Consider the following 527-nt stretch of genomic DNA (forward strand, 5'->3'; position numbering starts at 1 on the left):
CAAGTCAAGTATTTTAAATCTATTTTAGAAAGGAGGTTATTTAGAATGATTATTATTGTGATTATTATATTGTACTATTCTGGGCTCGCGGTGATTTCCATAAGTTTTGCGAAAAATTACTTAAAGTTTAAAAAAACTTTTGCCGCGCTTTTCAAAATCCTTGGGAAAAATTCTAAGCGTTAAGCGAAGAATTTTATAAAAGTTCCCAAATTTGTTTGAAAGAACCTCAAAATCTTTTTTAANTNGTAANTNATTTTATCACAAAAATTTAAGAAAATCAACNGCTCGCCCAAAANNANATNNGAAAACCATATACATTTTAGACCACTGATTTAGTCTTTAAATTAGAATGGAGATTAAAATGAAAAAGTATATGGTAACAAGCATTCCAACTGAAAATGAATTATATTCATTACAACGAAAAATAAAAAAATGATATTTACAACAAAAACTTACAAAAGAAATAAATTATATTTATCAAAATGTCATTAATTATTTTAATTTATGTCAGAAATACTATTTATATG

The organism is Spiroplasma sp. Moj (genome assembly GCF_016082285.1).
Taxonomy (GTDB): domain Bacteria; phylum Bacillota_I; class Bacilli_A; order Mycoplasmatales; family Mycoplasmataceae; genus Spiroplasma; species Spiroplasma phoeniceum.